At 49.7% G+C, this 23935-nt stretch carries 16 protein-coding genes; all 16 read left to right on the top strand.

The genetic code is table 11. The features are described 5' to 3' along the window. Nucleotides 1–40: 40 nt before the first annotated feature. The 16 genes from iolD to HCR03_RS05720 all read left to right on the top strand — a co-directional run bounded on the left by iolD (nucleotide 41) and on the right by HCR03_RS05720 (nucleotide 23893). Nucleotides 41–1972 carry a 3D-(3,5/4)-trihydroxycyclohexane-1,2-dione acylhydrolase (decyclizing) gene (gene iolD, locus HCR03_RS05795; RefSeq protein ID WP_156989900.1) on the top strand — a complete coding sequence of 644 codons (1932 nt, stop codon included), beginning with the start codon at nucleotides 41–43 and terminating at the stop codon, nucleotides 1970–1972. A gap of 16 nt (nucleotides 1973–1988) precedes the next feature. Beyond that, complete coding sequence (gene iolE / locus HCR03_RS05790) at nucleotides 1989–2882, top strand: myo-inosose-2 dehydratase (RefSeq protein ID WP_187037083.1); 894 nt, start codon at nucleotides 1989–1991, stop codon at nucleotides 2880–2882. A 431-nt stretch (nucleotides 2883–3313) separates the two neighbouring features. Further along, nucleotides 3314–4480 (top strand): MFS transporter, encoded by a 1167-nt coding sequence (locus HCR03_RS05785; protein WP_207727267.1) that lies wholly within the window; start codon nucleotides 3314–3316, stop codon nucleotides 4478–4480. Between the two features lie 49 nt (nucleotides 4481–4529). Beyond that, entirely contained in the window at nucleotides 4530–7493 is a 2964-nt protein-coding gene (locus HCR03_RS05780) for a metallophosphoesterase family protein (RefSeq protein ID WP_187037081.1), read from the top strand. A gap of 93 nt (nucleotides 7494–7586) precedes the next feature. Further along, nucleotides 7587–9065 (top strand): histidine phosphatase family protein, encoded by a 1479-nt coding sequence (locus tag HCR03_RS05775; RefSeq protein ID WP_187037079.1) that lies wholly within the window; start codon nucleotides 7587–7589, stop codon nucleotides 9063–9065. Between the two features lie 139 nt (nucleotides 9066–9204). Next, nucleotides 9205–10215, top strand: a complete 1011-nt coding sequence (gene iolG, locus HCR03_RS05770; protein WP_187037077.1) for an inositol 2-dehydrogenase — start codon at nucleotides 9205–9207, stop codon at nucleotides 10213–10215. 41 nt (nucleotides 10216–10256) lie between these two features. Next, complete coding sequence (locus HCR03_RS05765; protein WP_066648189.1) at nucleotides 10257–11033, top strand: 5-deoxy-glucuronate isomerase; 777 nt, start codon at nucleotides 10257–10259, stop codon at nucleotides 11031–11033. Nucleotides 11034–11541: 508 nt separating this feature from the next. Next, nucleotides 11542–12477: a DUF1861 family protein gene (locus HCR03_RS05760; RefSeq protein ID WP_066648187.1), complete on the top strand. Its 936-nt coding sequence runs from the start codon at nucleotides 11542–11544 to the stop codon at nucleotides 12475–12477. Nucleotides 12478–12497: 20 nt separating this feature from the next. Beyond that, nucleotides 12498–13781, top strand: a complete 1284-nt coding sequence (locus tag HCR03_RS05755) for an ABC transporter substrate-binding protein (protein ID WP_187037075.1) — start codon at nucleotides 12498–12500, stop codon at nucleotides 13779–13781. Nucleotides 13782–13841: 60 nt separating this feature from the next. Next, complete coding sequence (locus HCR03_RS05750) at nucleotides 13842–14771, top strand: carbohydrate ABC transporter permease (protein WP_187037073.1); 930 nt, start codon at nucleotides 13842–13844, stop codon at nucleotides 14769–14771. Beyond that, nucleotides 14768–15628: a carbohydrate ABC transporter permease gene (locus HCR03_RS05745; RefSeq protein WP_066648174.1), complete on the top strand. Its 861-nt coding sequence runs from the start codon at nucleotides 14768–14770 to the stop codon at nucleotides 15626–15628. The genes HCR03_RS05750 and HCR03_RS05745 overlap by 4 nt, the downstream gene beginning before the upstream one ends. A gap of 85 nt (nucleotides 15629–15713) precedes the next feature. Beyond that, nucleotides 15714–16775, top strand: a complete 1062-nt coding sequence (locus tag HCR03_RS05740) for a glycoside hydrolase family 130 protein (protein ID WP_066648172.1) — start codon at nucleotides 15714–15716, stop codon at nucleotides 16773–16775. A gap of 23 nt (nucleotides 16776–16798) precedes the next feature. Further along, on the top strand, nucleotides 16799–17830 hold the full coding sequence (locus HCR03_RS05735; RefSeq protein ID WP_228725118.1) for a LacI family DNA-binding transcriptional regulator: 1032 nt from the start codon (nucleotides 16799–16801) through the stop codon (nucleotides 17828–17830). Between the two features lie 349 nt (nucleotides 17831–18179). Continuing rightward, complete coding sequence (locus HCR03_RS05730; protein ID WP_187037071.1) at nucleotides 18180–20576, top strand: GH36-type glycosyl hydrolase domain-containing protein; 2397 nt, start codon at nucleotides 18180–18182, stop codon at nucleotides 20574–20576. Nucleotides 20577–20633: 57 nt separating this feature from the next. Then, nucleotides 20634–22058 carry a phosphoglucomutase/phosphomannomutase family protein gene (locus HCR03_RS05725; protein ID WP_187037069.1) on the top strand — a complete coding sequence of 475 codons (1425 nt, stop codon included), beginning with the start codon at nucleotides 20634–20636 and terminating at the stop codon, nucleotides 22056–22058. A gap of 92 nt (nucleotides 22059–22150) precedes the next feature. Then, a complete protein-coding gene (locus HCR03_RS05720; protein WP_187037067.1) occupies nucleotides 22151–23893 on the top strand; it encodes a sensor histidine kinase in 1743 nt (580 codons plus the stop codon). The last annotated feature ends 42 nt before the right edge of the window (nucleotides 23894–23935 follow it).

Here is a 23935-nt window from a genome sequence, read left to right as displayed (position 1 = left end):
TTATTATCGGGTCATGGATCTTCGGAAAGGAAGCAGGAATATGGGAACGGTAAGAATGACAATGGCTCAGGCGCTTGTGCGCTTTCTGGATAATCAGTATGTCTGCATGGACGGCTGTGAAACCAAATTTGTGGAGGGCGTTGCCGCGATTTTCGGCCACGGAATCGTCGTTGGCCTCGGTCAGGCGCTGGACGAAAACCCCGGCGGGCTGAAGGTATTTCAGGGGAAAAACGAGCAGGGAATGGCACATATGGCCGCCTCGTTTGCGAAGCAGAATAAACGCAGGAAAATCATAGCCTGCGCGTCCTCCATCGGCCCCGGCGCGGCGAACATGATCACGGCTGCCGCCTGCGCGACCGTAAACAATATCCCGCTGCTGGTGCTGCCGGGCGATACCTTTGCCATTCGGCAGCCGGATCCGGTCCTGCAGCAGGTGGAACAGCCCAACAGCCTTCAGACAACAACAAACGACGCCTTCAAACCCGTCTGCAAATACTGGGACAGGGTGGAGCGCCCTGAACAGCTGATGACGGCTATGATCAATGCCATGCGCGTTTTGACGGATCCCGCTGAGGCGGGTGCGGTGTGCGTCGCCGTCCCGCAGGATGTGCAGGGCGAAAGCTATGATTATCCGGATTATTTCCTTCGGAAAAGAGTCCACCGCATCGTCAGGCAGTCCCCCGCCCGTGAGGAACTGGAGGATGTGGCTTCGGCCCTGATGAACAGTAAAAGACCGCTGGTCATCTGCGGCGGGGGAGTCAAATACTCCGAGGCGGGGGAAACTCTGGAAAATTTCTGCGAACGGTTCAACATCCCGTTTGCCGAGACACAGGCCGGCAAGAGTGCCTGCAGGTCCAGTTCGCCGCTCTGCCTGGGAGGCGTCGGCGTCACCGGGAACCTGGCGGCCAATTCGATCGCCTGGGAGGCAGACCTGATCCTTGCCGTGGGATCCCGGCTGTCGGATTTTACGACCTCGTCGAAATGGCTTTTCCGGAACCCGGAGGTCAAAGTGGCCTCCATCAATGTTTCCCGTTTCCACGCGTACAAAATGGACGCCGTCAAGGCGGTCGGCGACGCGAAGGCTGCATTGGAGGAATTGACAAAGCTCCTGTCTGAAAGAAAATACCGATCCTCGTACGGCAACGAAATTTCCGTAGCGAAAACCGAATGGAACGAGGAAATGAAAAAGCTCGGTTCTTACAGCTGCCGCAAGGACTTTCAGCCGATGATAGCGGCGCGCAATCCCGGAAGCATGGAGGAATTTGCAAAGATGACGGGCTGCGCCCTGACCCAGACCGCCGCCATCTGCGCGGTGAGGAAGCACATTGCGGAGGACGCGATCCTTGTGGGCGCTTCGGGAAGCCTGCCGGGCGACCTGCAGAGAATGTGGACGACGGATGCGCGCGACTCCTACAACATGGAGTACGGATATTCCTGCATGGGATATGAAATTGCCGGGGCGCTCGGCGCAAAGCTGGCCCGTCCGGACCGCGAGGTTTACGCGGTGGCGGGGGACGGCAGCTTCCTGATGCTGCACACGGAGCTTCTTACCTCAATCCAGGAGCATCAAAAAATCAATGTTCTGCTGTTTGACAACGCCTCGTTCGGCTGCATCAACAATCTTCAGATGTCGAACGGCGTCGGAAACCTGGGCACGGAGTTCCGGTTCCGTGATTCGGGGACCGGAGGGCTGACGGGAGCTCTTATTCCCGTGAACTATGCCGCCGTGGCGGCCGGATACGGGGCGAAGACCTATTCGGTGCGGAACATGGATGAACTCGAGGAAGCGCTCGAGGACAGCAAAAAGCAGAATGTTTCCACGTTGATCGACCTTAAGGTTCTGCCGAAGACCATGACTCACGACTATCTGTCCTGGTGGCATGTGGGCTTGGCAAGCACGGCGGAAAACGAGGCTGAGCGGGAGGCTTTCGAGAACAAGGAAGCGCACCGTGCTCAGGCCAGAAAATATTAAGGGGAGGATGCTTCGTATGCTTGACAGTAAAAAAGTCTCTCTTGGAATTGCGCCGATCGGCTGGACCAACGACGACATGCCGGATCTGGGGAAGGAGAACACCTTTGAGCAATGTGTCAGCGAAATGGCGCTGGCGGGTTATGCGGGGTGTGAAATCGGCAACAAATTTCCCGCGGACCGGGAGGTCCTGAAAAGGGCTTTGGATCTCAGAGGACTGACCGTCTGCAACCAATGGTTTTCGACTTTCCTGATCTCCAGACCCTTTGAGGAAACGGCCGGACCGTTTGAGGAAAAGCTGGATACCCTGAAATACCTCGGCGCGAAGGTTATCGGCGTCTCAGAGCAGAGCTACAGCATTCAGGGGAAAAAGCAGCCGATTTTTGAAGGCAAGCATGTAATGGACGACCGAGAGTGGAATCTGCTGTGCGAAGGACTGAACCGTCTTGGAAAAATTGCGAACGACAGACAGATGAAGCTGACTTTCCATCATCACATGGGCACCGTTGTCCAGGACGAAAAGGAAATCGACCGCCTGATGGCGCATACCGATCCGGACATGGTTTATCTTTTGTTTGATTCCGGCCACCTGAGCTTTTGCGGAATCGACCCCGAAAAAATTCTGAACCGATATGTTTCCCGTGTCGGTCACGTGCATCTGAAGGATCTGAGGAGCAGCGTGGCCGCCGAGGCCAAGGCGAAGCGTCTCAGCTTTCTGGACGGCGTGCGCGGAGGAACGTTTACGGTCCCGGGAGACGGCGATGTCGATTTCAAACCGATTTTCGAGATTCTGGGCGGCCGCGGATATGAAGGCTGGGTTGTGGTGGAAGCCGAACAGGATCCTGCGAAAGCAAACCCGTTTGAGTACGCGAAAAAAGCGCGCGCTTACATTCGGGCGGCCGCTGGAATTTAAAGAAAAAAGGACATTTAAGATGGCCGGGCCTTGGTTTTCCCGGCGATACGCCCCGATTACTGTCGCGGTTAAATGGAAGGAGGCCGGAGGATTTGCGGCAAAAGGAGGGGCGCCGGGGCCTTCGACGGAGTATGAAATCAAATGGAAAGGGACTGGATTGGTCAATTTTGCCCCCTGTGAGGGCTCGTTTTGAAAGAAGCAAATTGGGAGAGAGTTTTATGCTATTTTGGGAGGATGGATTGGCATGAGTGTTTTGAATTGGTTTTTGACAGGCTCCGATCAACCTAGGATTACCGACCGGACCGTCATCAAAAAGGAGTATAAGAAGCATCGGATCGAGGACATCGCGTCTATTATTTTCGGATACGGCATGTATTACGTTGTAAAGCTGCCCTTGTCCGTTGCAAAAAAAGCCTTTGCTGGCCGAGGGAATGACGGCTACTCAGCTTGGAATGATCGGAGCCGCTCTTACCATAGCGTATGCGTTCGGAAAATGCTTTAACGGTTTCATGGGCGACAGGTGCAATATTAAGAAAATTGTACCGCTCGGACTGCTGGGCGCAGCAATCATGAACATCATTTTCGGGTTTTCGTCAATCAATTTTACTCTTTTCTTCTTTCTTTGGCTTATGAATGGTTTTTTTCAGTCCATGGGCTCCGCTCCGTGGACGGTGTCCCTGTCGCAGTGGTTCGGCAAACGCAAACTGGCAACCTGGTACGGGGTTTGCGGAATCGCCCACTATTTGGGCGAAGGACTTACATATGTCGGTACGGCAGCCATCGTGGCACGCTTTGGCTGGCGAAGCGGCTTCTTTGCACCCGGCTTCTTCTGTATTCTGGTCGCGCTGCTGATGTATATCTTTATGAGCGACCGTCCGGAAACCTACGGACTGCCGCCGGCCAATGAATATGACGGCGATGTCGAGACGGCAAAGGTTGAGAAAGCAAAGTCCACGGGAAAAGCACAGTTTGAAGCTCTAAAAAATCCGTTCGTCTGGTGTGTCGCGCTGAGTGCCATCTTCCTCGGGGTCGCAAGATATTCCATCGACAACTGGGGAGTCATTTTTCTGCAGGAACAATGCAAATACAGCGTCGGCGTCGCAGGCAGCATACTGGCGATCAGTTCCGTGACGGGCGGATTGGGATCCGCCTGCTCCGGAATCATTTCAGACAGAATTTTTAAATCCCATCACGCAACAACATCCATTGTGTTCGGCATTGTGATGCTGGCGGGAATTATCGGTTTCTGTACATTTTCTTACAATCGCGCTTTGTGCATGGTCTTTACGGCAATCTATGGTTTCGGCCTCGGCATTGAACTCTCGTTTCTCGGCGGTATGCTTGCTGTTGACCTTGTTTCACAGAAGGCTACCGGCGCGGCGATGGGAATGGTCGGCCTGCTTTCGTATTTGGGAGCTACGGGCCAGGAAATTGTAAATGGCCGCCTGATGGATATCAGCAAAAGGGTTGTGAACGGAATTGCTGTTTATAACTTCAGCGTCATCAACAAATTCTGGATCATCTCTGTATTTTTAATGATTCTTTTCGTGATTCCTGTTGTATTTGCCAAGAGGAAAAAGTCGGACGGCAAGGAATGAAAGCGTTCCCGATGCAGAGGAAACCCCCGGTATCCCCGGGGGCGACTCTATGTTGGATTGTCAGGAGAACTATAAAACAGGGGGAGGAAGCGAAAGCGTGTTCATTGACGGGATAGAGGTAAATGGCCCATATTTATTAGCTCCATTTCCAACGTGCATGACGGTTGCATGGGAAGCCGGCTTCAGTGCAGACGCAAGTCTGTTTTACGGCCTAGCGGGGGAGAAACCGCTCGAGGCTGCTGTATCGGTTCACAGGGAAGCGGATGCGGGGAGCACGGACGGCATCAAACATTTTATTTATTATGCAAACCTGAAAAATCTGGAACCGGATTCCCGCTACGGTTACAGCATTGTGTTTCCTTCCGGTGAAAGAATGGATGGGCAATTCAAAACACTCAGAAAAGATCCGGACAATCTGAATGTTATGATAGTAGGAGATACTCACTTATTCAGGATCTATAAGCAGTTTGAACATGCAGCTCTGACAAGCAAACCCGACTTTATGATCAACCTTGGCGATATTCCGGCAGGCAGCGGATATCAGAGGGACCAGTACATATCGGGCTGGTTCAGAAAAATCCCGAATCTGCTCCGTTCGATACCTGTCGTATACATACCCGGCAACCATGACGACGGGCCGCTTTTTAACGATTTTTTTGCATTTCCCCAGTCAACTGTTTACCGCTGTGACGCTGCGAAGAGAACCTTTTCTTTTGACTGCGGCGGAGCCCATTTCTTAATGGTCGACAGCTGCTCATGGGGGTTGACGGAAATGAACTCCGTTAATTCCGGTTTACCGGTTGACCGGCAAACAAGAAAGGTCAGGGAAGATACTTTAAACTGGGCGGAAAATGACCTGAAATCTGAAAAGGCCCGGAACGCAAAATGGAGAATTCTGTTGATCCATCATCCTTATACGGATGAGTTTACAAACAAGTACATGGTGCCGATAGCGGAGAAGCAGCGTGTTGACCTTATGATCGGCGGACATTTGCATTACTATATCAAAAACTTATCGATCCATCCGAACCATAGAGCGGTTTATATCACCCAGGGAAATGCCGAGTCGCCGGAGGCGGAATTGAAAGAGGGTTCTCTGGAAGAGAGACTGCTTTCCGATTACCCGGAAGCGGTTGCTCTCGGCAAAGAAAATTTTTCTGAACTTCATATCGGTGATGAGCGGCTGATTTATGAAGGCTTTGGCTTTCAGAATGACACGGATCTCCCGGTTAGAATGGATCGGATGGTTATGGATAAAGATCTTCCGCAGGTCCGGCTTTCCAATGTCGAGATAAAAGCCCTTGACAATCTGGGAAATTTGGGAATCACGGGCTGCGCGCGAAACGAAGGAGACAGTATTGCGGCCTTAAATCTTCAAATTGAAGACAACGGGGTCCGGAAGAACCTGAATTTATTTGGCAGCCGGGGCAACGAACGGGTGATTTTGTTGAACGGTCGAGAGGAAAAGTGTTTTTCAACCGTTTACAGAGCGGAGACGGCGGGTGCCCATACGGTTCGTGTGGGTGACAAATATCTGGAAGTTACGGTTCAGAACGGCGAAAAATTATCATTCGGAAGTTTGAAATTGATGGTAAACAGGCAAAAGAGCTACTTTGCAGTCGCGATTGACGTTACTAACCATGAAAATGTTCCCGTTACGGAGTTTCCGGTCAATCTGGTAGTCAATAAAAAAACGGTCGAAACAAAAATCGTCAGCTTATCCGGGCATGAAAATACGCAGGTTGAATTTTTGTACCGGTATCTCCATAATGGCCTTTATACAATTCAGGTCAATGATTCCGAAGAAAAGACGATTGATATTCAGGACTATCTCTGCGTAGTCCCAAGAGTAAAAGACCGGTCCGGGTGCGGTAATGACGCTTTGATTCGAGGAAATCCTCCTGTTGTCCATCGGGACGGCAGGACGTATGTGTGCCTGAATCATAATGAGGATTACTTGGAAATTCCATGCAGTGAATCGTTAATTGTCGATGATGAATTCAGTGGAATTGTCGAGGCGAAAATCAATCGTTTGGCAAAAGACACCGAGATGGGTCACAATCCGTTGATGGTAAAAGGGAAATCCGTAGGGTGGGGGGCTACCTACCTGATCCGTATGGTGGTTGAACGTTCTGGAATGATGAAGTGGGGCACCTGCTACGGCAGTACCGAATATGCGTGGGAAGGAGGAAAAGCCGCTCTGAACAAATGGACTCAGTATACGCTTGCATTCTCAAAAGAAAGCGGAGGAGATTCCTATTGCGACGAGGACAGAGTTTCATCGATTCCGGGCGTCGAGGGCAGCTGTCAGCTGAGAAACTGGGAAAATGATCCGCTCTTCATCGGGTATTCTTACATTGGTCATGTCATTAGAGAAATCAGCAGGCCAAAATACTTTACTCATCTGTCCGCTGATATCGGTCAGGTGCGTTTTTACAGAAAAAAATTGACCGACCGGGGAATAGCCGCTGTTTTTCATAATCCTAAACAAAGAGGGCCGGCGGGAGAGAAATTGGCCGTTTGGCTTGATTTTGACAATATTTGTGACACGGGGGCCCACACCACGGAATGGCGGAGACCCGCCGAATTTAAACCGGCGTACAAAATGGACCGCAAGTTATGGAATTTCGAAAAAATCGAGATTCACGCGGACACTCCGGAAACAGTGCTCCTGGAGGCAACGGTGGAGGTTTCGGATGACGAACAGCATGTCAACGGCTTGAAGAAGATCTCAATCAAAAACGGCGCAATGGCTGTGGATCTTTCCGACCTGCAGCCATCGCAGTTTATCAGAATCAGGACGATTTTTAAAGCAAGCTTATCCGAAAAGGGTACTTTCATCCCGCGGCTGAGGGAATACCGGATTACGGCCTCAAATGGAAGGACAAACGCGTCAGTTGTATGGGCTACGCGCAGAGACTGGGAAAAAGGGGAATTTGAGGGCGCCGTCGGTTTTGAACCCGTCGACCGGCTCAAGGTCTTTGATGAATATACGGATGTAATTCATGGCTGATCGTTATTCCCGGATCTATCTATTTGTATGTTGAGCTTATCCACGGTGCTTTGAGAGGTATGAAATGTAAAAATTTGAATGGGGGCGAAATAAATGTCCAAAATGAAAAACTGCCTCGCACGGTTACTGGTATTATGTATTCTTTTGGGAACGGAAGCGTGTGCGACAAATAAACCGGGAAATTCACAGAGTAGCGCCGGCGTATCTGCGGCGGCATCCGGCCAAATCGGAACGGCAAGTACGACTCCGCTCGACAGCTCAAAGTATTTAGGAAACATGCTGCCCTACCCCTATGAAAAAACAAATTTTACCGCAGCGCCGAAGGGCTATCATCCGGTGTTTATTCAGTATGTGGGACGTCATGGCTCAAGGAACATTTGTAGACCGAGTTATGACAAGACTCTGTATGAATTGCTTTCAGCCGCTGAGAAAGACAAAGAGATTACTCCCGCTGGAACAGAACTGAAAAATCAAATAGAAGAATTGATGCAGTTTGAAAAGGGAAGATATGGGCAGCTGACGAAACTTGGAAGAGAAAACCTGAATAAGTTGGGGGAGCGCACCGCAGAGGATTATATAGAAATTTTTAATGACGGCAAACCAATTCTCGGGTATGCCACAAATGTAAAAAGAACACAAGACAGCAGGGATGAATTTTTTTCCGGTTTTAAAAAAATAGCATCAAAGAATCAAATTACAACCTCTTTCTACCCGGAGCAGGAAGACCCATATTTGCGTCCCTTTGACATCGACGCGAAGTATATTGACTACAAAAACAACGGAGCATGGAAGAAAATCGTTGAGAAATATACGTCCGGTACTACTGGAGAGTCTCATAATAAACAAATTCTGACCCGATTTTTTTCAATAAAGTTTTACGATAGATTAAAGAACGGTGAGTTTCAGCTGAAAGACTCCGACGGAGCAACCATTTTGAAAAATCCCTCTGACGCGGCGGAAAATTTATTTAATTTATATATGCATACTGCTAATTTGGCCGGGGAAGGGGCGGACTTTAATTTCAAAAAGTACTTTACATCTGACGAAATCGCTTGGTATGCCGGCGTTTTTAACATCGATGTTTTTTATAAATATGGGCCGTCGATGGAAAGTAATAATGTGATGGCTCCCATGTCCGCCCCGTTGGTCAAATACATGATAGTCTCGTCGGACGAAGCTTTGAAAAATAAAAATTATGCAGGGATTTTTTCCTTTGCCCACGATAATACGATAGCACCGTTAGCCGCTTTTCTGGAAATCAAAGGGGGATGTGAAAGTACGAATGATCCCGGCGAAGTTGCAAACCTATGGAGTGCGGCAAAAATTATGCCGATGTGTTCCAACATTCAATGGGTATTTTATACGAACGGCAAAAATTATTTGGTAAAAATGCTGTTCAATGAAGAGGAGACTGCTTTTCCCGTAGAGACCGATTCCTATCCTTACTATAACTGGGATGATGTAGAAGCCTACTATGGCAATAAAGCGGAAGCGCTTGGAATCTCTCTCAACAGCACACTGAAGGATAATATTAAAACCTTGAAGGGAAGCGATCACAATGGTTCAAAGTGACATTCCGGCGGTTTGATCGGAATTTACCGGATCAATCAAAAAAAGGCAAGGCGATGCCTTGCCTTAAACAGGCATTGGAAGTTCCGCCGTCCCCATGAGGAAAGTCTTGAAATTCGAGGAAAATGAGGAGGTACATAAAATGATGAAGGTCGGTATTATTGGAGCGGGAAGAATCGGTAAGGTACACGGCGAAAGCATCGCGAATCACCTGAAGGGCGCGGAGGTTGCCGCCATGGCGGATCCTTGCTGGACCGGGGATTCCAGAGCATGGGCAAAGAGTATGGAAATCCCCGTCCTTGACGATTATCATGAGATTCTGAGGGATCCTTCGGTTGACGCTGTTCTGATCTGCTCTTCCACGCAGACCCACGCTCCGATTTCCATAGAGGCGATTCGCTCAGGCAAACATGTTTTCTGTGAAAAACCGATTTCGCACGATCTTTCGGAGATCAAAGCGGTAATGCAGGAGTTGGAAAAACATCCCGTAAAATACCAGGTGGGCTTCAACCGCCGTTTCGACCATAACTTTCATGCGGTGCGTCAGGCTGTGGCCGACGGCCGGGTGGGGGATATCCATATTGTCAAAATCACATCCAGGGATCCCGACTGCCCGCCGATCTCATACGTCAGGGTTTCCGGCGGCCTGTTCATGGATATGATGATTCACGATTTCGATATGGTACGCTATCTGACCGCGAGCGACGTAAAAGAGGTTTACGTCAACGCCGCCGTGCTGGTCGATCCGGAGATCGGAAGGGCAGGCGACGTGGATACCGCCATTGTGACCATGAGGCTGTCAAACGGAGCGCTGGCGGTCATAGACAACTCTCGAAGGGCTGTTTACGGCTATGATCAGCGTGCTGAAGTATTCGGTTCCATCGGTCAGGTCGCGGTTGAAAACGACCTGCCGTCCAACGCCGTTGTCAGCACGGCGAATGGTGTGACCGCCGAAAAGCCTCTGCATTTCTTTCTGGAGCGGTACATGAACGCCTATGCAGCCGAAATCGGTGAATTTCTGAACGCCATTCGGGATGACGAACCGGTTCCCGTTTCCGCCAACGACGGACTGCAGGCTGTGCTCATCGCAGTGGCAGCTAATCGGTCCATGGCGGAGCATCGTCCCGTAAAGCTCTCCGAGATCAGATTCTGACTCCGTTTTTGAGATGCTTCATTATTTAGGGAGGTTTTTGAATGAGCGAGATTTTCGGTTATCCGGAATTCGACAGGCAGGGGAAGAAAATCCTGACGGAAACGAAGGGACTCTATGCCGATTCCATGATGAACATTACTGTATATCAGATCGAACGAGGCCGGACGATTACCTTTCATCATCCGAAAGAGGAAACGGCGCTCCTGCTGGTGCAGGGCAGCGTGATTTTTGAACGGCAGGGAAAATGCGAACCGGCCAGACGCGGCGGCTTTATGAAAGAAGGGGCGTACTGCCTGCATGTCTGCCGTGACGTTCCGGTAAAGGTGACGGCCCGCGAAAGCAGCGAGCTGCTGGTGCAAAGCACGGAAAACGATCAGACCTTCGGCAGCAGATTTTATACGCCTGCAAACTGCGCGGAGGAGACGTTTGGCAAAAATCAGTTTGAGGGAAAAGCACAGCGGACCGTACGGACTTTTTTCGATTACCATACTGCGCCCTATTCCAATATGGTAATGGGCGAGATTATTGTCCCGCAGGGCGGCTGGTCCAGCTATCCGCCGCACCGGCATCCTCAGCCGGAGGTTTATTACTACCGGTTTGAAAGGCCGCAGGGTTTCGGGGCCTGCTTCATCGGGCGGGAGGTCTGCCGGATTCAGGATGGCAGCTTCTGTTTGATTCCAGGCGGCCAGACCCATCCCCAGGTAAACGCACCCGGATATCCGATGTATTATGTCTGGATGATCCGCCATTTCGACGGAAACCCATGGACGGATCGTATTTTTGATCCTGCGCACGAATGGCTCCTCAATGAGCCGTAAAAGAAAAAGGGCTGACCTGAAAAATTTTGGTGAACAGCTTGTCTTATGGCATAATAAAAAGCTTGTTGCAAAACAGACCAAATAAAAAGTCGGAGCAACCATACCAAAAGGTATTGGAAGCCCCGATTTTTTGTTTAATTGTGAAACAAATTGTGACCTGGGTTCAATCTGAATAAGCTGTGAAGGCTGAAAACAGTTTGTTTTGTCTTCAGAAAGAGTAGTTTCTGAATTGAATTTTTGCGTTGCGTTACGGCGGGGCTAGCACTGCGTGCCTGACCGTTTATAAAGATAAGTTTTCAACACATAGGCAAACTGACTCAACTTTGCCTTGAAATACCCTCTAATCATAAAATTAAAGTAAATTATAGTTGAATTCAAGTGATAAGTTGTCTAAAGTGGTAATAGAAGAGAGCAGTAAAATACAAATTTGTCTATATTTCATGCTTTACCGCGGCCTGAAAAGCGGTTGACCAAATTGCGAAATCCGATTCCATGGGGAGAGATCATAATGACTACAATGCGGACATGCCAGCAACTTTTAAAAGAATTTCCTTATCGCCAGCTGCAATTTGCCAATACAAAGCTTCCGATTCGGTTAAAAGGAAAAGATAAGCGGGATGTTTATAACATTTCCTCACCTTTTTTCTACAATGGAAGGGAATTACTTCTGGGAAGAGCGGAATTCAGGGACAGCGAAGATTCCAGTATTATATTCCTGCGCAGGAACGCCGGAATATGGACTTTGGATGAACAATATCAGCCGCTGGACCATTTGCAGGATCCATTTTTCTGCATGATCGGCGGGAAAATGATAATCGGAGGTGTGGAAGTTTATCGAAATCAGGTAAGCACACTTACATATCGAACCGTGTTTTACCGCGAAACAGCTCCGTTTCAGCTTCAGAGGTTTGCCTGTGGGCCGGAACATATGAAGGATATCCGTTTGCTGGAGCTGCCAAACGGAAAAATTTTGATTACGACAAGGCCGCAGGGGGCGGAAGCGGGCAGGGGAAAAATCGGTTTTACGGTGATCCGTTCGCTGGACGACTTGAATGACCGGTCCATTTCCTCCGCTCGAATCTTTGAGGATCAGTTTGCAAAGGAGGAGTGGGGCGGTACAAATCAGCTTCATCTGCTGAAAAATGGGAAAATCGGTGTTCTGTCCCACATTGCAAATTTTGATCCGGAGGGTAACCGCCATTATTATTCAACCTGTTTTTTGCTTGACCCCGAGAGCGGGAGTCACTCGCCCATGAAAATTATTGCGGTTCGAAAAAATTTTGAAAACGGTCCCAGCAAGAGAAATGATTTAAAAGATGTCGTGTTTGCCGGAGGGCTTGTCAGGCAGAAAAACGGAACGGCGGTGCTGTACTGCGGCGTTGGCGATACGGAGGCGCACTGTATTACAATATTGGACCCATTTTTGAAATGGGAGAAAATATGAAATGATTAGGAGGATTTAAAATGAAAAAAATCTGGCGGAAGATAACAGCGGTTTTCATCACGGCCGCCATCGCGGCAGGGTCGATATCCGGATGCGCTTCGTCAACAGGCGGTGCCTCGACGGGCAGCACAACATCGGGCCAATCAACTGAAAAAGCAAAATTGACGGTTTCCACCTGGGCCGGAGCCGATGAGTTAAAGCAGATGCAGGCGATTGTCGATAAATTGAATGCAAATTCCAAGGATTATACCCTGACCATTCAAAGCATACCGGCGAACTATTATACAAAAATTCAAGCGATGATTTCCGCAAAGCAGGCGCCGGATTTAATGTGGCTTTCGCAGGAATACATACCGATGTACGCGAAGCTGGGCGTTCTGATGGACATCACGGACAAGGCCACGCAGGATTCGAAAGTCAATTTAAACAATTATTTTGACGGGCCGCTGAATACGGCGAAATACAAGGATAAACTGTACGGGCTTCCATGGATCAGTCAGCCGGTTGTGATGTACTACAATGAAGGCCTGCTAAAATCCGCCGGCGTGGATTTACCCAGCGGGAACTGGTCATGGGAAGATTTCCGGACTGCGGCGAAAAAGCTGACTAAGGTAGACTCAAGCGGAAAAATAACGCAGTGGGGCACGGTAATCGACGGCTGGCCTCCGGTACAGACTTGGATCTGGGCATACGGCGGCGAAACGGTTGACAAGGACGGAAAAATCCTGATCGATTCCCGTGAGTCAATCAAGGGCCTGACGGAGTTAAATAAAATTTTGCGGGACAATGTCTCCCCAACGCAGGAGCAAGCACAGAATATGGGCGACGCGGATTTGTTCAAGACCGGAAAAGTAGCCATGTTCTTCGGCGGTGCCGGCGACGACCTTGAAAAGCAGGTTGGCAATAAATTCAAAGTCGGAATGGCCGAAATACCGCACGGAGACAAAAAAGTCACGTTCAGCTGGATTGCTTCCACCGTCATATCTTCGCAAACCAAAAATCCTGATGCGGCATACAAAGCTCTGGTTGATCTTACGAACGCGACATTCCAGTGGAAGGTGGTGCCGCCGATTCAGGACGGTTTTGATATGATTCCCAAAAATATGCCGGAAAAAGAATATGCGCTCGACGTCATCAAGAAATCCTCGCAATATGCCAGAGGGTTCAATAATCAGGAAAAAGAAACCGAAATAGATACCGCGATCGGCGATGAGCTTTATACTCCTTTGATTAACGGCAAGAAGACGCCGGAGCAGGCCGCGAAAGACGCGGCGGCGAAAATCAAAACGATTACAGGCAAGTGATTTCTATACACTAAGCTGGTTTTAACTATCAGCTTAGTGTTTTATATCGGAGGAAATGTAATGAAAAAGGCTCTGAGCCGAAACGCTGGATTTTTCTTTGTGGCGCCTTGGGTAATTGGGTTTATCGTTTTTACGGTAATCCCGCTGTTTCAGGCGTTGTACCTGGGATTTACCGATTCAAATTCCATAACGGCACCAAATTTTGTTGGATTCCAGAATTATATCGATTTGTTCCATGACGAAGATTTTTTAAGTTCGCTGTCCCTGACCGTTTGGTACGCGATTTTCGCGGTGCCGCTCGGTATCGCGGCCTCGCTGTCTTTGGCGGCGCTTCTCAACTGCAAAATCAGGGGCGTGTACCTGTTTCGTACCATTTTATATTTGCCGGCTGTTGTGTCCGGTGTGTCGATCGCGTTATTGTGGAGATGGATTCTTGACAAGGACATGGGACTGCTGAATCTGCTTTTGGCCAGAATTGGCATTCAGGGGCCCGGCTGGCTGTCGAACCCTAACTGGGTATTGCCGTCTTACATATTGATCGCGCTTTGGGGTGCCGGAGGAGGAATTCTGACCTATCTCGCGGGCCTCCAGGATGTTCCGAGATCCCTCTATGAGGCCGCAGACCTTGATGGTGCCGGCTGGTTCGAAAAATTCGTCAAAATAACCGTGCCGATGTTGACACCCGTCATATTTTACAACCTGATTATGGGAATTGTCGGCGCGTTCCGTAAGTTCAGCGACGCTTACATTATTGGCGGCGCCGGGAATCAGGGAAGGTTCTACATGGTTTATTTATATCAAAACGCATTCAACTATTTCAAGATGGGTTATGCTACCGCCATGGCGTGGATCCTGTTTCTGATCATTCTGGTCCTTTCGCTTCTGGTTTTTAAATCTTCCAACCTGTGGGTATTCTACAATGCGGAGATCAAAAAAGGCAAAAAGAAATCAAAACGTGCCCCGCACGGAAAAGAGGGGGGATTGTATTGACAGTCCAACGCAGATCTTTAAGCAAGTCAAAAAAGCTCCTGATTCAGAATTCAGTGCTTTACGTTGTGTTGACTTTGGCTTCCATTGTGTGTATTTTACCCCTTTTCTGGATGATATCAACTTCCCTGAAATCGGGAAACGTGATCTTTGAGGTTCCGCCGCAGTGGCTGCCCGACGGATTTCACATTGAAAATTATGGGAAGGCCCTGCAGGACATCCCTTTCATGCAGTATTTTTTGAATTCCACAATCATATCGGTTACACGCCTTGTGGCGGAGGTGTTTGTTTCAGCGTTTGTTGCATTTGGTTTTGCGAAATTTAATTTTCCGGGAAAAAACATTTGGTTCCTTCTTCTGCTGTCGACCATTATGCTGCCGTCGGAAGTGATGCTGATTCCTGTCTTTCAGATGTTTACCCGCCTTGGGTGGGTGAATACGTTTTTACCGTTAACGGTTCCGGCTTTTTTTGGCGGGCAAGCCGTGTTTATCTTTCTGCTCAGGCAGTTTTTTATGTCTCAGTCGGACGAATTGATGGAAGCCGCAATGATCGACGGGGCAAACAAGTTTTCCGTGTTTGTAAAAATATACTTACCTATTTCGAAACCGGCGTTGATTACGGTGGCGATTTTTTCCTTTCAAGGTTCATGGAATGACCTGATGGGCCCGCTGATTTATCTGAACGACAGCAAAAAGTTCACACTGCAGTTAGGGCTTGCCATGTTCAACGGTATGACGAAAGTTGAGTGGGGACCTTTGATGGCGGCTTCCGTACTAACATTAATTCCGGTCTTGGTCATTTTCTTTGCAGCTCAGAAATACTTTGTGGAAGGAATCAGTTTTTCAGGAATCAAGGGGTGATTCCTGATTCGCCCTAAGGATTCGCGCCGTCTGGGCAGGCACGGGTGTACCTCGGCATCATATTACATATATTGGAGATTGCTTCATGAAAAGATGTATCAGAAATCCGCTAATCACGATCGAAGATGTTAAACCAAGCAGGGAGGGCCTCCGTGTGGAGGGAATCTTTAACTGCGGTGTCTGCCGGTATCAGGATGAAATACTATTGGTTTGCCGGGTTTCCGAATCGGCAGGCTTTACCAGCCAAAGTGTAAAAATTCCAATCATGGTTCAAAACGGTTCCAATATGGCGATGAATGTTGTGGAGGTGGTGAAGGCTGAGCACCCGGAATGGGATTTTTCCGATTCACGATCAGTCAGGCAAAAAACACCGCATGGGATAAAAACAGTCTATCTGACGTCCTTTTCCCATCTGCGTCTGGCGCGTTCCAGAGACGGAATCAATTTTACGGTAAGCGACTCCCCGATGGTTCAGCCGGTATTAAAAGAAGAGAGCTGGGGGATGGAGGACCCGAGGGTTACCCGGGTAGGAGACACTTATTACATAAACTATACGGCAGTCAGCCCGCAGGGGCCCGCCACCGCCCTGTTGAGCACGAAAAATTTTGTTGATTTTAAGCACTGCGGAGTCATTTTTGCGCCTGAAAATAAAGATGTTGTCATTTTTCCAGAAAAATTCGGAGACTTGTTTTATGCGCTGAACCGTCCGGTCAGCGAGGCGTTCGGCACACCGGAAATGTGGATTTGCGAATCCCCGGACATGATTCACTGGGGAAATCAGCGGCATTTTTGCAGCGTATCCGGAAACAGATGGGAAAGCGGGCGAATCGGCGGCGGGGCGGTTCCGTTCCGCACGGAAAAGGGCTGGATTGAGTTTTACCATGCGGCCGATGAAAATAATCGTTATTGTATCGGCGCCATGCTGCTTGAAGCAAATCATCCGGAAAAAATTCTGGCCCGAACGGAAAATCCAGTTTTTGAGCCGGAAATCGGTTATGAAACAAGCGGCTTCTTTGGCGATGCTGTTTTTACCTGCGGCTGTTATCAAAATAGTAATAAAATTGTACTGTACTATGGGGCGGCGGACGACAAAATATGCCGAGTTGATTTCACTTTGGAGGAAATTTACCGGTCTTTAAAGTTATGACGATTTGAAATGAGTGATTCAAATTGAAACAGCGGATTACCATGAAAGACATTGCAAAGGAATTGAACCTGTCGGTTAACGCGGTATCTTTAGCGCTAAACGACAAAACGGGGGTGGGCAAAGAGACAAGAAATTTGATTATTAATAAGGCGGAAGAACTAGGGTACTTTTCAGAGAAGACACGATACAAAAAGGCTCTGGCAAACAAAAACATCTGTATTTTAATTAAGACGCAGTATTTCAGAAATTCGGATTTTTATTCCAAGGTACTTTTAGGGGTTGAAGCGGAGGCAAAAAGAAACGGTTACGAAATCCTGATTAATTTTACGGACGAGCTGATCAGCGTGCCGGATTGTGTAAAGGAAGGCCGTGCCTGCGGACTGATCTCGATTGGACAGATCAGCGACGAGTATTTGACTGAATTAAAGAAACAAGGCCTGCCGATTGTTGTTGTCGACCACAATTCCATGGCGGAATCGATCGACTGTATCCTTTCCAATAATAAGCTGGGCAGCTACCGTGTAACCCGTTTGCTGATCGACAGCGGTTATCGGAAAATCGGATTTTTCGGCGACTTAAATTACTCCATGAGCATCAAAGAACGCTTTTTCGGGTATCAGGAGGCGATCCACAGACTGCCATCTGTTTTTGGCTATCCCGATGTCAGCAGATATGTGCTGGCATATTCTGTCCTTGAGGATGTCGAGCAATCTGTCATTGAGCATGATGTTGGCAAAATAGTGAGTCAAGTGAAAAGTATCCGGCGGCTGCCGCAAGCATTTGTCTGTTCCAACGACGATGCCGCGGGTCAGTTGATTCTCGCGTTGCGGCGGCTGGGGTACTGTATCCCGGAGGATATTGCGGTCGTCGGTTTCGACAATACGGCGTTGTCCAATGCGATTTCCCCCAGACTGACTACCGTGAACGTTCACAAGGAATTTATGGGACAGGTATCCGTGCAGCGGCTGATCTGGAGAATGAGCCACCGGGACGAACCGCGGGAAAACATTCTTCTGGACGTGGAGATCGTTGAACGTGACAGTATCAATAAATAAAAGAGAAAATTTGATGCAGGCGGAACTGATTCGGTTTCTGTAGCAATACAGAATTGCGAAACATGATTTCTTTGACCTGAACGAAGACCTGAACGAAAGGAGCGTCCGGCGGGGCCAAACATAAATCAAGCTCACCTCTTTGAGGTAGGCTTCATTCACTGTGCCATTGTAGGCTGCCTGGAAATTTTCAGGGCAGCTATTTTTGTCGGACAAAACAGACGTGAAGCTTCCGCCGCGCGTTATTCTAAAAAGCTACACAAAAATATGCAATTAATCGCAACATCTGCTATTCATTCCGTTTTCCGGGAGTCTTATAATGGGGTCAGAACCGTCCGGAAGGAGAATGTTCATGCGGTACGGATATTTTGACAACCAAAACAGGGAATATATCGTCGACCGTGTCGATACGCCGGTTTCCTGGACAAATTATATCGGCGTCAACGACATGTGCGCCGTGTTGAACCAGACGGCGGGCGGGTATTCCTTCTATCAATCGCCTCAATATCACAGGATTACGCGCTTTCGCCCGAATGCTCCGATGGAAAGCCCGGGCCACTGCGTTTATCTGCGCGACGACGACACGGGGGAATACTGGAGCATTTCCTGGCAGCCGGTGGGCGTGGATTTGAACCGTGCGAACTATACCTGCAGGCACGGACTGTCCTATTCCATATTTCTTTGCGATTATCGGGAAATCAGAGCCAGCCAAACGATTCTGATTCCTCTGAATGAACCGGTCGAAATCTGGGATGTCGTTCTGGAAAATGACTCGGAACGGCCAAGAAGACTCAGCGTGTTTTCCTATCTGGAATTTTCATTTCATCAGATCGACATGGATAACCAGAATTTTCAGATGAGTCTGTATGCCGCGGGTTCCGATTATGAGGACGGCGTGATCGAATATGATCTCCATTATGAGGAACAAGGCTATCAGTGGTTTGCCTCCAGCTTTGAGCCCGACGGCTTTGACTGTTTGAGAGACAGATTCCTCGGCAGTTACCGCGATGAGCGAAATCCGCAGGCGGTGGAGCGCGGGGAATGCTTCGGCAGCTGCGGAACAACGGGCAACCACTGCGCCGTTCTTCAGAAAAAGCTGACGCTTTCGCCCGGAGAAAAAACACGCGTTGCCTTTTTTCTGGGGGAGGGCAGACGGGCGGCTGCCGCGCCGTACCGAAAAAAATATGCAAACCCGGAAAATATCGACCGTGCGTTTGCCGACCTTGCGAAATTCTGGGACGACAAGCTGACTCGTTTTCAGGTTCAAACGCCGAATCCAGGAATGGATACCTCTCTGAATATCTGGAATCTGTATCAGGCGGAAGTTAATATCATGTTCTCGCGCTTTGCCTCTTTCATCGAGGTAGGCGGCAGAACCGGCCTTGGGTTCCGGGATACCTCGCAGGACGCCATGGCGGTTCCGCACTCGAACCCTCAAAAGTGCAGGCAGCGCCTGATGCAGCTGCTGAGGGGGCTTACGTCCGAGGGTTACGGGCTTCATCTGTTCCAGCCGGAATGGTTTGACCCGGAGCGGAAGGGAGAACGGCAGAGCTTTCAATCACCAACCGTGATTCCAACGCCGGACCGGTCCGAGATCGTCCACGGAATCAAGGACGCCTGCTCCGACGACGCGCTCTGGCTGGTTGGGTCGATCGTTGAATACATTAAGGAAACCGGCGAGGTTTCTCTGCTGAATGAAACGGTGAGTTATGCCGACGGCGGGGACGGAACCGTCTATGAGCATATGAAGCGCATCCTTGATTTTTCCGGCCGTGAAATTGGGCCGGACGGAATTTGCAAAGGGCTTCGGGCGGACTGGAACGACTGCTTGAACCTTGGCGGAGGGGAAAGCGCCATGGTCTCGTTCCTGCATTTCTGGGCGCTCGACGGGTTTATTCAGCTTTCCCGTTTTGTAGGAAAAACACAGGAAGCGGAAACATACGCCGTTATGGCGAAGGCGGTGAAGGATGCCTGCAACGATCATCTGTGGGACGGAAAATGGTACATCCGCGGCATCACGGAAAGCGGCAGGAAAATCGGCACCTGTTCCGACCGGGAGGGGAAGGTTCATCTGGAATCCAACGCCTGGGCGGTTTTCTCCGGCGTTGCCGACGGGGAGCGCGGTATGCTGGCCATGGATTCGGTTGACAGATATCTTTACACCCCTTACGGGTTGATGCTGAACGCGCCGTCCTACACAAAACCGGACGACGAAATCGGGTTTGTGACGCGGGTTTATCCGGGCGTTAAGGAAAACGGATCGATTTTCAGCCATCCGAATCCATGGGCCTGGTGCGCGGAAGCGAGACTTGGCCGGGGAGATCGGGCAATGAAATTCTACAATGCCCTTCTGCCGTATGATCAGAATGAGAAAATCGAAATCAGACAGTCCGAACCGTATTCCTACTGCCAGTTTGTCATGGGGAAGGACCATCCGGCGTTCGGCCGGGCCAGGCATCCCTTTATGACCGGGTCCGCGGGGTTGGCCTATTATGCCGCCACGCATTATCTGCTTGGCGTGCGGCCCGATTTTGACCGCCTCACGATTGATCCCTGTATTCCGAAAGATTGGGCGGAGTTCGATGTTGTGCGCGCTTGGCGCGGCGCCGTTTATGAGATTCATGTAGAAAATCCGGATCATGTCTGCAAAGGGGTCAAAAGACTGGAGCTTGACGGCAGCGCCGTCGCGGACGGCATACCTGCACAGCAGGCCGGCTCTCGGCATAAGGTTCTTGCCGTGCTGGGCTAAAAAATAAAACTGCCGCGCGTGGGGGGGCCTTGCGCGCGAAGAATCGCGGGGGTAGATATGATTAAGTTTGGCACTGGCGGCTGGCGTGCGGTCATCGGCGAGGATTTTACGAAATCAAACGTTCAGCTTTTGACAACCGCCATCGCGAAAAAGATGACGGATGAGGAGAAAACCGAAAAAGGCTTTGTGATCGGATACGACCGGCGTTTTCTCTCCGACACGGCGGCACGCTGGGCGGCGGAGGCCATGGCGGGGCGGGGCATTCCCTGCCGCGTGATTCACCGGGAATCGCCGACTCCGCTTGTCATGTTTACCGTGCAGCAGGAGGGGCTTCCTTACGGGATGACGATTACCGCCAGCCACAATCCGGCCGTTTACAACGGAATCAAGGTGTTTATGGAAGGCGGCCGGGACGCGGACGAGCTGCTGACGAGCGAGCTGGAACGGTATGTTCTGAATACCGATGAGTCTGAAATTAAAACAGTACCGTTTGAAGAGGGTCTGGCAAACGGAGCGATTCAGCTCATTGACCCAATGAATCAGTACATCGACAGCATCATCCGGTCCGTCAACATGGGGGCCATCCGCAGTGCGGGACTCAAGGTAGTGCTTGACCCGATGTACGGCGTCAGCAGGACGGCTCTTCAAATGATTCTGATGACCGCCCGGTGCGATGTGGATGTCATTCATGAGCGGCATGACGCGCTGTTTGGCGGGAGGCTTCCCGCACCGAACGACAAGACGCTGACGGGATTAATCAGTTATGTAAAGGAAAAACACTGCGACCTGGGAATCGCGACCGACGGCGACGCCGACAGGCTCGGCGTGATAGACGATCAGGGGAATTTCCTGCATCCCAACAAAATTCTTGTGCTGCTCTACTACTATCTGATGAAATACAAGGGATGGCACGGCGCGGCGGTTCGCAACCTTGCGACAACCCATATGGTGGACCGGATCGCGGAGGATTTCCGCGAAGTCTGCTATGAAGTTCCCGTCGGCTTTAAATATGTTTCCGCCAAAATGGCGGAAACGAATGCGATTATCGGCGGCGAGTCGTCCGGCGGGCTTACCGTTCGGGGGCATATTCAGGGGAAGGACGGTATTTACGCGGCGTCCCTGCTGGTCGAAATGATTGCCGTCACGGGCCGGAAACTCTCGGATATCTATCGGGAGATTACCGACCGGTACGGAACCTGCGAGATGATCGAATCCGATTATCGGTTCGGGCAGCAGGAAAAAGAGCGTGTCACCAAAATCTTATTAAGGGATAAGCTGCTGCCGGAATTCCCTTTCTTGATCGAAAAGGTCTCCTACCTGGACGGCTGCAAGGTGTATTTTAAAAACGGAGGCTGGGTGATCGCCCGGTTTTCGGGAACGGAGCCGCTTCTTCGCGTCTTTTGTGAAATGCCGACGCTGGAAGACGCGGAGAACGTCGGGAACATTTTGAAAAATTATCTTTCTCTTGGGCAGGACAGCTAAAATCGGCTGTCCTTTTTCTGCCTTGGGTGTTATAATCTACAATGAATGAATCAGTTGGAAATACCTGGCCATCCGCAGAAACGGGGCGAAGTATGAGAAAGAAAACAAACCGGCGCAGGGCTTTTTCCCTGAAGTGGGAACTGATCGGTATCGTGATGGCTTGCTGGATTTTGCCCGTGGCGATTTTCGGCGGCGCCGCGGGTTATTACATATACAGAGGAATCGACCGGCAGATTTCAAATACCATTACCGCATCCGCGAACAATTCCGTAAAAATTACGCTGAATCAGATCGATTCGGCCATTTCGGCGTCCCGTTATGCCTCTTACAACGGTTCGGTACAAAGCGCTTACCGGGACTATTTAAAAACACAGGACGCCATGGCCCTGTACGACAAAATTACGGAATTTCTTTCGAAGCAGTACAAGTATGACGACAGCTTTTTATTGACCATGCTATACTTCTGCGACAAACCGGACCGGGTTTATTACACCTACCATGAAACTTATTCGGGAGTGTTGAAATACCAGGAAAAGGTTCACAGCATGGTCCGGAACCTTTCCCGGACCTTGGGCACAAACGTCGGCTTTCTGAACGTTCAGGGGAGCGTTTATATGGTGAGGAACATTGTGGATGACAATTACAGAACCTACGCGGTCCTGACCATGCAGTTAAATCCGAAAACCATGTTTGGCAGCATTGCGAATGTGGCGTGGGAAACCGACGCTTCTCTTTGGCTCAATTCCACCAAAGTTGTTTTGAAGGGAGAAGAGCTCGCGCCGGATTCACTGGGAATCAGTCTGGCGCAGAAGGGACTCTTTTACAGGAATTCGGGAAACCGATCGTATGTTTTTGGAATGAAACCGGGACAGGATTACCGGTTTTCCTATGTAATTGGCGTGAACAGCGCCCCGCTCGCGAGGGAATTGTCCGGATTCAAAAATATGCTGATTGAAATTCTGATTTTCGCCGTGCCGCTTCTGGCTATGGTTGTCTGGTTTTTTACGCGGAATGTCACTGCGCCGGTCAAACGCCTGGTGGATCGGAACCGGGCGATTGAAGACGGCGAGTTTGGCATTCAGATCAACGACCGGTTTTACAGTTCCGAATTTCAATATCTTGCAAATTCGTTCAACAGCATGTCTTACAAGCTGAAGTACCAGTTTGAACGCATCTATAAAGAAGAGCTTGCGCTGCGTGATGCGCGGATCAAGGCGCTGCAGTCGCAGATCAATCCGCATTTTCTGAACAATACGCTCGAAATCATCAACTGGGAGGCAAGACTGGCGGACAATGTAAAGGTTTCCAGAATGATCGAAGCGCTGTCCACCATGCTTGACGCCGCCATAGACCGCAGAGGGAAACCTATGGTTCATCTTTCTGAGGAGATGATGTACGCGGACGCTTATCTGTACATTATTTCCGAGCGGTTTGGCAAAAGGCTTACCGTGCAAAAGGAGGTCGACCCGTCCGCCGTAGACGAATACGTTCCGCGCCTGATTCTCCAGCCGGTGCTGGAAAACGCTGTGGAGCATGGAATCCAGCAGCGGCAGAAGGGGGAAATTCAGATCAGGGTCTTTTATGAAGACAACGCTTTGATTCTGGAAGTCGAAAACGACAGTGCGCTTTCACAGGAGGACCGCGCAAAAATCGAAGAGCTTCTTTCCGGGAACGGCAGCCTTGAAAATGAAAGTTCCTGCAACATTGGAATTCGAAATGTAAACCAGCGATTGAAAATAATTTTTGGGGACAGCAGTGGGCTGACTATTATTATGAACAGCAAAAACCATACTTTGGCGAGAATTGTTATTGCAAATGTACAAAGCAAACAATAATATGCAAGAAATCACAAGTCTGTCTATTATTATTTAATTCGG

The organism is Caproicibacter fermentans (genome assembly GCF_014303955.1).
Taxonomy (GTDB): domain Bacteria; phylum Bacillota; class Clostridia; order Oscillospirales; family Acutalibacteraceae; genus Caproicibacter; species Caproicibacter fermentans.
The sequence above is the reverse complement of the archived record's forward strand: the minus strand, read 5'-3'. Positions and strand labels throughout refer to the sequence as shown.

Excerpts from the sequence above, each read along its gene's own strand:
- iolD (WP_156989900.1), top strand. The coding sequence starts at position 41 with ATGGGAACGGTAAGAATGACAATGGCTCAGGCGCTTGTGCGCTTTCTG.
- iolE (WP_187037083.1), top strand. The coding sequence starts at position 1,989 with ATGCTTGACAGTAAAAAAGTCTCTCTTGGAATTGCGCCGATCGGCTGG.
- HCR03_RS05785 (WP_207727267.1), top strand. The coding sequence starts at position 3,314 with ATGACGGCTACTCAGCTTGGAATGATCGGAGCCGCTCTTACCATAGCG.
- HCR03_RS05780 (WP_187037081.1), top strand. The coding sequence starts at position 4,530 with ATGTTGGATTGTCAGGAGAACTATAAAACAGGGGGAGGAAGCGAAAGC.
- HCR03_RS05775 (WP_187037079.1), top strand. The coding sequence starts at position 7,587 with ATGTCCAAAATGAAAAACTGCCTCGCACGGTTACTGGTATTATGTATT.
- iolG (WP_187037077.1), top strand. The coding sequence starts at position 9,205 with ATGATGAAGGTCGGTATTATTGGAGCGGGAAGAATCGGTAAGGTACAC.
- HCR03_RS05765 (WP_066648189.1), top strand. The coding sequence starts at position 10,257 with ATGAGCGAGATTTTCGGTTATCCGGAATTCGACAGGCAGGGGAAGAAA.
- HCR03_RS05760 (WP_066648187.1), top strand. The coding sequence starts at position 11,542 with ATGACTACAATGCGGACATGCCAGCAACTTTTAAAAGAATTTCCTTAT.
- HCR03_RS05755 (WP_187037075.1), top strand. The coding sequence starts at position 12,498 with ATGAAAAAAATCTGGCGGAAGATAACAGCGGTTTTCATCACGGCCGCC.
- HCR03_RS05750 (WP_187037073.1), top strand. The coding sequence starts at position 13,842 with ATGAAAAAGGCTCTGAGCCGAAACGCTGGATTTTTCTTTGTGGCGCCT.
- HCR03_RS05740 (WP_066648172.1), top strand. The coding sequence starts at position 15,714 with ATGAAAAGATGTATCAGAAATCCGCTAATCACGATCGAAGATGTTAAA.
- HCR03_RS05730 (WP_187037071.1), top strand. The coding sequence starts at position 18,180 with ATGCGGTACGGATATTTTGACAACCAAAACAGGGAATATATCGTCGAC.
- HCR03_RS05725 (WP_187037069.1), top strand. The coding sequence starts at position 20,634 with ATGATTAAGTTTGGCACTGGCGGCTGGCGTGCGGTCATCGGCGAGGAT.
- HCR03_RS05720 (WP_187037067.1), top strand. The coding sequence starts at position 22,151 with ATGAGAAAGAAAACAAACCGGCGCAGGGCTTTTTCCCTGAAGTGGGAA.